Source organism: Bradyrhizobium sp. 142 (assembly GCF_023074015.1).
Classification (GTDB): domain Bacteria; phylum Pseudomonadota; class Alphaproteobacteria; order Rhizobiales; family Xanthobacteraceae; genus Bradyrhizobium.
In genome coordinates this window covers 1-6,947 of record NZ_JADPKQ010000100.1, presented here as the reverse complement: position 1 = coordinate 6,947, position 6,947 = coordinate 1, and the positions used below count along the sequence as shown (strand labels likewise).

Annotated in this window: 7 protein-coding genes; 3 read left to right on the top strand and 4 right to left on the bottom strand. The window is 54.3% G+C overall.

The features are described from left to right. The first annotated feature begins 193 nt into the window (after positions 1-193). Together IVA82_RS10205 and IVA82_RS10200 are read left to right on the top strand one after the other, a co-directional pair. Positions 194-1,225: a hypothetical protein gene (locus IVA82_RS10205; protein WP_247387621.1), complete on the top strand. Its 1,032-nt coding sequence runs from the start codon at positions 194-196 to the stop codon at positions 1,223-1,225. A 220-nt stretch (positions 1,226-1,445) separates the two neighbouring features. Next, entirely contained in the window at positions 1,446-2,858 is a 1,413-nt protein-coding gene (locus tag IVA82_RS10200) for a DUF4041 domain-containing protein (RefSeq protein ID WP_247387619.1), read from the top strand. A gap of 173 nt (positions 2,859-3,031) precedes the next feature. On the opposite strand, the gene IVA82_RS10195 is transcribed toward IVA82_RS10200, so the two are convergent. From IVA82_RS10195 to IVA82_RS10180, 4 genes are all read right to left on the bottom strand, one after another. Further along, entirely contained in the window at positions 3,032-3,463 is a 432-nt protein-coding gene (locus tag IVA82_RS10195) for a hypothetical protein (protein WP_247387618.1), read from the bottom strand. 268 nt (positions 3,464-3,731) lie between these two features. After that, entirely contained in the window at positions 3,732-4,244 is a 513-nt protein-coding gene (locus IVA82_RS10190; RefSeq protein ID WP_247387617.1) for a DUF488 domain-containing protein, read from the bottom strand. A 263-nt stretch (positions 4,245-4,507) separates the two neighbouring features. After that, positions 4,508-5,044 (bottom strand): hypothetical protein, encoded by a 537-nt coding sequence (locus IVA82_RS10185; RefSeq protein WP_247387615.1) that lies wholly within the window; start codon positions 5,042-5,044, stop codon positions 4,508-4,510. 1 nt (position 5,045) lies between these two features. After that, a complete protein-coding gene (locus IVA82_RS10180; protein WP_247387614.1) occupies positions 5,046-6,260 on the bottom strand; it encodes a hypothetical protein in 1,215 nt (404 codons plus the stop codon). 354 nt (positions 6,261-6,614) lie between these two features. Here IVA82_RS10180 and IVA82_RS10175 point away from each other — a divergent pair, with 354 nt between their 5' ends. Beyond that, positions 6,615-6,851: a DUF6538 domain-containing protein gene (locus IVA82_RS10175; RefSeq protein ID WP_247387613.1), complete on the top strand. Its 237-nt coding sequence runs from the start codon at positions 6,615-6,617 to the stop codon at positions 6,849-6,851. The last annotated feature ends 96 nt before the right edge of the window (positions 6,852-6,947 follow it).

Sequence of the window (6,947 nt, the reverse complement as noted above, 5' to 3'; positions counted from 1 at the left end):
GTGACCCATCCCAGCTCTCCATGCCGAAAAACGAATCTCCCGAAAATACCAGCAATTCCAGGATCAAAGATCGCGACTTTCTGACTCAGTAAGATTAGTCAGTAAGGGAGATTTTGACCTCCGCTGGGGAGGCCACGTAAGCGAGATTGCTGGAAAGCTGGGTGTTGATGCCCTGCATGCCAACGAACTTGGGTTGCGCCGACTAGAGACGATTGCTGACGATCTCCATTCCCTGCTCAGCACGGCAGGTGGACATTTCTTTGTCTCGCGCGTGGAGAAACGGTACCTGCTCGCCACCAAGATGTTCGACGTTCTCTTTGACTCCGGAGAGAATGCGGCTGTTCCCTGGCATGTGTACAATATTCGACCACTAAAGATTATGCTCGCGTTCAAGCTCGCGGCAACGATCAACGACGAGATAGCGAAAGATTTCTGGAAGTGCCTTCTACTGCCAAATGAAGAAAAATCTCGGGAAGTGCTTCCGGGTATATGTACCGCCCTGAAGGCGCAACTGCATGTCTTGCCCGACGAACGATCTCGAGAGCTTCTAGGCGCGGGGCTTGATTGGATTATCCAGCACCCGGAAAGCATTCATTTCGCAACGGAGCAGAAGATCGCAAAGCAAGGGCACTTTCCCAATCTTGTAGCCTTTGCAAATTTGCTCAGAGGTCTGCAAAATTTTTCGGAGCTTTGGAAAAAGAAAATCAAACGTATCACTCACGATGAGCAGAGCGAGTTTGGTTTTATGCTGCAGACTTGGCATCAGATGTTCTCGAACGCCTCGCCGGACGTGATCGAGTGGGCGGGCGAAAGCTACAGCCTTCAGATGGCTCCAGGCAGCGACTTCGTAATTAGCTCAGACAATCACAGTCCTGGTATCCAAATTGCGGATTTGGCGCTGTGGCTTTATGGGCAAGCTCTCAAAGGTAAGAAACTTCCTCCATCTTGCGCTAGATTATTGTATCTAATTCTACAGAACGGTTGGCACGACGATTTTTCATTCGCCGGTGTCGAAAAGCGGTTAGTAGAAAAATGGGGTGAAGTTTTCTTTGGCCCTATGGACGGCGAGAAAATTGAAGCTGGCCGGAAGCTCATTCAATTGTCCGAAGAGCGACGTCAGGCTTCGATGGTGCAATATGAACAGGACGGTGTGGCACCGTTTATGAGGAACCTAGTTCAGAAAGATCGGCTGTCTGCGGACGATCCAGAGCAATCCACTAAGTAAAGGCAAACGTGCCCCTTCAGCCGACGTGCCCTTTCAGGGAGCCGCCGCGCGAGCGATCTATTTGGGGGCAGGTGAAGGCTGAGCCTCGCGACGTTCGAATTTGAAGGCGGATACCGGGGGAAAACCGCAACGTCGCGGCCACGTGGTTGCGTGGGGGGGCAACCATCGGTAGTCTGAGAGAGCAAACGCTTTCCTGTCCGGATCATTCGCGAAGAGATCGATGTCTACATCTAGCAGCTCCATATCCATCCCCTTTCTTGGAGCTCGAAAGCTTGCCCGGCGGCTGTCGGTGGAGGTGGACGAGTTGCAAGCGCGATTGAGCGCCGAGGAAGCGAAGACGCAAAAGCTTGCCGAAATTGGACGCAGCTTGGTTGCAGATGCGAAGGCAATCCAGGCAGAACGTGATCAAGCGTTGGCGCAACTTGACGCGTTAGGCGGACTGTCAATCTTGGAGCTAGAAAAGCGAAGGCAGGAGGCGCAAACTGAAATCGCAAAGTTAGATGCGCTTATCGCGTCGTCCAAAGAGCAGGTTGAAGCAGCCAGTCGCTTGGTCGACGCCAAGAACGAAGAAGCTCGTCAGATCGTAGTAGAGACAAGAGAAGCAGTCATACTCCAAGAAGTCGGAATCTATGACTACCGGCACCCTCTCTCCGACGCGGTCGCGTATCAGCAAGCGCTCGACCGCTTGCAGGCATCTACTAAATCCGCAACGAAGCGCGATGGTGGCGCGATTCTAGCTACCACTGACTGGACGGTGAATGGCTCCGTTCAGGAAGGCCGAAAGATGGTGCAAGATTTCTCCAAATTGATGCTGCGGGCATTCAATGCCGAGGCGGACACTTTGGTGCGGGGGCTCAAACCCTATAAACTCGATAGTGCACTAGAACGACTTCGCAAAGTCGAAGAAATCATCAAGCGTCTTGGCGCGACAATGCAAATTCGAATATCTCCCGCATACTATCAGCTACGCATCGACGAGCTGGAATTGACCGCTGACTTTCTGCAGAAGCAAGCGGAAGAAAAGGAGGCTGAACGTCAGGAGCGAGAACGCCTGCGAGAAGAACGGAAGGCGCAGCAGGAAATAGAGCGTGAGCGAGCCAAATTGGAAAAGGAAAAGCAACACTACTCAAATGCATTAGCGGCTTTGGAAGCGAACGGCGACTTGGAGGGAGCTCAGAGGCTACGTGAGCAGCTCGCGGACGTTGACCAGGCGATCGAGAGTGTCGATGCGCGAGCCGCGAACATTCGAGCTGGATATGTTTATGTCATTTCCAACATAGGTTCGTTTGGTGAGAGCATGGTGAAGGTTGGAATGACTCGGCGCCTTGACCCGATGGATCGCATAAGGGAGCTTAGTGACGCCTCTGTGCCCTTCAATTTTGATGTTCATGCGCTTTTCTTCTCGAATGATGCTGTCGGATTAGAGTCAGCAATGCATGAGCGACTGGCAGGCGTGCGCGTCAACACCGTTAATCGTCGGCGCGAATTCTTCATGGCGACCCCTCTCCAAGTAAAGACTCATCTCAACGATCTAACAGGTGAGCTGCTGGAGTTCAGCGAGATTGCGGAAGCCCTTGAATATCGGCAGACGCTGCACGCTGCGAAGGGAACTGTGAAGCCCGTGGCGCCCTAACACGAAGCTTTGGCGTAGCTCGCTCGGATGTTCGTCGTTGCGCGTCCTCTTCGATCTTCGTGCTTTCAGAAGTTGACCTTCGATCGGGCCTCGGTAAGTTGATGCGCTCGCGGGCCCTTCTCCGAAGAGAAGCGGTCCTTGCGACGTAGGTTTGCTCAATTGCGCCTTCCTCGCTATCCGAAGAGATCGCGCTGAATGATCTCGTCCAACCGGAGCACCCCGAGCAGTTGCCAAGTCTGTGGCCTTTTGGCTTGGTTTCCAAGTGCGAACGCCATTCCCTTTCTGGGATACTCTTCGTCATAAACAGCTCGCATCCGATCTAATGCACCCGCTTCGCCGTACTCGGCTCGCCAGCGCCAGAACATCGCATGGGTTTCCCAGTCTCCGTTTTGGTAATCGTGGCGGCCGTCCTCGTCCTCAAACTGAAACCTGAAATCGAAGGGGGATGGCTCAAGGTCCGCCAACTCTTTGTCGAAGATGGACGTTTGCTGAGCGGCGAGCTTGTATGCTTCTCGCTCCTCAACTAAATCGGCCGCTGACTTGCGTTTTGCAATGAACTTTGTGTTTCGAGGTCGAATGAGGGTGAGTGATTTGTCCAGGGTCATGGCCTCTTTGGCTGAGCCTGTGATGAGCGGCGTAAGCAGCTGCGTCCGCTCTTCTCTTGGCAACTGGCCGTCAATGGCGATGCTGTCCTCGTAAACGTGACAGCTCTCTCTTCGCTTATCCCGCGTCGGAGGTCGATAGGAGAATTTGACCCAATTCCAGCGGGAGAAACTACTATCACCGCGGAGGTGCCTGAAGCGTACAGGGAAAAGCCGCTTCCAATGACCGTCAGCAGTCACGCCCGCACAGCAGACAGTCTCCCCGTAGGTTCTACTGGGCTGCGGCAGCGCTTTGACCAGAACGACTGCGCGGGAGCTTTGATGCGTTGCGGACATAGCGACCAGGTTCATCACCAAAGAGGTGGAACATAGTGACCTGAGTCGGTAGTGCCGATGCAACAATCAACCTATGGCATTCACTGGGATCACGCTCGAAGCACATCAGGCAGGTGGTCTGCTCATTTACGAACTTGGCCAGCTCGTGGAGGCTTTGCTGAGGCCCGCTCTGGGCGAGGTGTTTTCCGTAGATTTTGCGGAATTGGGCGAAGTGTCCCGCTCGGGCAGCATCCCGACCGGGCTTCGGATCGCCCAGTGCCGCGAGGTGAACGTATCGAATGCCTTCATGTTCAACGCGGTCGCGGAGCTTGTTCTTGGAGAAGCCCTTCTTCCGAGAGATCGGCACGGCCCGGACATCGGCCAAAAGCTGTACCTTGACGCTCTTCAACGTGGCGACGAAGCGATCAATGTCAGTGCCCTCGTAACCAATGGTGTACAGCGTCGTCATGCGAATCAACCTTTTTCCAAGCTAATCTTGGTTTAGCAAGAGTAAACGCCCCATTACGCTGGTTAGTGAGCAGATGCAAAAACACCTGCTCAACGTTTCCATGCGGCGAGGTTTCGGTGTCGGTTGGCAGGGGCGGACGGGGGCAAATCGGATGCCCGATCGCGTAGGTGAGGTCTCGATTTTCTGACCCTTCATTGTATTCTGCCCGGGGAGCGGTGCCGCTCGTTACGCGGGCTAGCCAGGCCATAACTGAAAAAAGACGCCTAAAATGTCAGCTTCGAGTCCAGGCTCCGATGCGCTGCTGGGAAGTGCGACATGTAAACCGCGACATATAATTCGTCGAGCGTCTCGATAACCGCCTCAATCGCTTTCCTTACTGCCACAGCGGTTAGGCTCGGTACCGACTTTGGATGAGTTAGCTTGTTCCTCAAATCGGTCGCCGTGCTTAAGCGACCATGCCACTCGCCATCCACGTTCGGCTTGGGTCCGAGCTGATGGAGCAAAAGAATGCGGTCGATCAACCGGCTGATCTGAGGTGAGTTCTGTAAGACGAACTCTCCCTTCTTCAACTCGACCCGCCTTTCCAGCAATACACCTTTGCTGTGTATCGCGGTGGCCGGTCGGGCTGCGATCTCGTCGGCGACGGAGTTCACGTGAGCTTCGAGAGAGCAAAAAGCTAAGAGCAGTGCTGAATGAAGATACGCCCGCTCGGCATCGGCTTCGCTCGTTTCGCTCGCTTTTTCGAGTAGGCGCTTAGCTTCTTCCAAAAGGGACGACGCGAATGCATCAATCTCGGACACTTTAAGCGCCCCTCGTCCGCTCAGCATCTAAAAATGCCTGCTTCGCAAACCGGGCGTAGATCGCCGCGTTTACGTTCTTGGCATTGATCTTGTCACCCGTACCCGAAACGATTTCGAAGAGTTCAACCATCTGAGCCCGTTCTCGGGCATCTGTTCTATATCCGAGGCCCCGGTAGCTGTCGTTATCCGTCTTATGTCTGCCCTTGGCCAAGACCGCCGCGTTGAGTGGGTCGTGGCCTGTGTGGTCGGCGAGCGCATAGTGGCGCTTCAGGCGCTGAGGCTGTGCCTGAAACATGCCCGCTGCAAAGGCCCAGGCTGAAAGCACACCCCCATTCAACGCCTTTTCGGAGAAGTCCGCGACGCCCTTCTTACCTGCAAAAGCTGCCCTTTGCGCCGCTACTAGACGGGCAAATTGTTCGCCCGCAATCTTTAGCTTTTTATCAGCCCAGATTCCTTGATGCTCGTCCAAGAACTTCTGCCACCGAGCGTCGTCCTGCCCGCTCTTGTACAAATACGGCGTCGTCTCAGTCTTCACGAAGTCCTTCATCTTGATCTTCTGGCCCGCGTAGAAGTTCTCGATGAACGTTCGAATGAGATCGACTGTTAAGGGGCCGCCTCTCGTTTTTGTGTCGCCAAAATCCTGTTCCTTCTTTAGCAAGCCAACATTCTGGCACCACTCGCGCAAATTCGGGCCTCTGAAGGTCTCCTTGAGGCGGTCCGTCAATGCACCGGAAACGGTAATGTTCGTGTTCGAGATGAGCTGCACGTCCAGCCGTTGGTTCATATCCAAGCCGAAATAGACTTTCAGCCCGTGCAGTTCATCGATGTCGGATTGGAGGGCCTGTTCTATGGCTGTAAAGCGGTGCTGCCCACCGATAATCTTGAGAGGCCTGTCTTCGCCTTCTGCCGGCATATATTCCGCCACGATGTTGCTAAAGCTTCTCCGCTCGAGCGCGTCTCGGCGCATATCCTCGAAGGCTTTGTCGTCGGTCAGCTCTCGATTGGCCCGATAATTCGGATGCGTGGGATCGAGAGGAACGTCAGTCGTGCCCAACTTGATCAGCTTTTCAGCTCTCACGTGGCATTCGCAGTAGGAAGCGCCGGTCCTATTATCGGTCAGAATCAGTAGGACATTGCCGCTTTCGATCGGCTGGAGGTCTTTCTTGAATGCTTCGACAATCGCTTCCGAGCCTTGGCCAGTCTGGGCGCCGTCCATAAATTGCACTCTCCGGATGATTCTCGGAAACTTACGCGTCCATGACGATTCGGCAACAGAGTTGGAAAGTTATTTAGGTCCCCTCCTAAGGGCCTGATCTCCCCTAATGTGCGCCATCGAGGGGCACGGCTTGGACTGAGGCTCCTTCAGGCAATACCGGGCAGAGAGACAATCACAAGGCTGTGTAACAACCCTCAAGTTGCCATTGAAATTCACATGCAATTTCAATAATATGCGGTGCGGTCCGTGCAATCCTTTCCTGGGCACCATTCTCCTTCTAAACCATTGGTTTAGAAAGAAATAAGCAAGATCAGAGGCTTAACGCTACCCGCCTGGTACAAAAGGCTGGTACAAATGCCCTTGGCAATGTCTCGTCCCTGGAAGCATCCCAACAGTGGTGTCTACTGGCTCCGTAAAGGTGTCCCGGAAGACCTGCGTGCGCTAGTTGGCAAGCGCGAAGAGAAGCGCAGTCTCGGCACGCGAGATCCCATTGAAGCCAAGCGGAAGCACGCCGAAGCGCTGGCCGAAATCGAGGAGCGATGGGCCAACCTGCGCGCTGGCCCCAAGGTTCTAACCGAACGGGAAGCCTGAACCGCTCCGGGTTTGCCGGAGGCCATTTGGTTTAAGTTATGCCGCCATGGCGGGTTGTTCCAGCATGGCGTAGTAGCGTTGCTCGGCTTCGGCAGG

What these genes read in the sequence shown, in the direction of transcription:
- IVA82_RS10200 (WP_247387619.1), top strand. Translation starts at nt 1,446, where the DNA reads ATGTCTACATCTAGCAGCTCCATATCCATCCCCTTTCTTGGAGCTCGA.
- IVA82_RS10195 (WP_247387618.1), bottom strand. Translation starts at nt 3,463, where the DNA reads ATGACCCTGGACAAATCACTCACCCTCATTCGACCTCGAAACACAAAG.
- IVA82_RS10190 (WP_247387617.1), bottom strand. Translation starts at nt 4,244, where the DNA reads ATGACGACGCTGTACACCATTGGTTACGAGGGCACTGACATTGATCGC.
- IVA82_RS10180 (WP_247387614.1), bottom strand. Translation starts at nt 6,260, where the DNA reads ATGGACGGCGCCCAGACTGGCCAAGGCTCGGAAGCGATTGTCGAAGCA.
- IVA82_RS10175 (WP_247387613.1), top strand. Translation starts at nt 6,615, where the DNA reads ATGCCCTTGGCAATGTCTCGTCCCTGGAAGCATCCCAACAGTGGTGTC.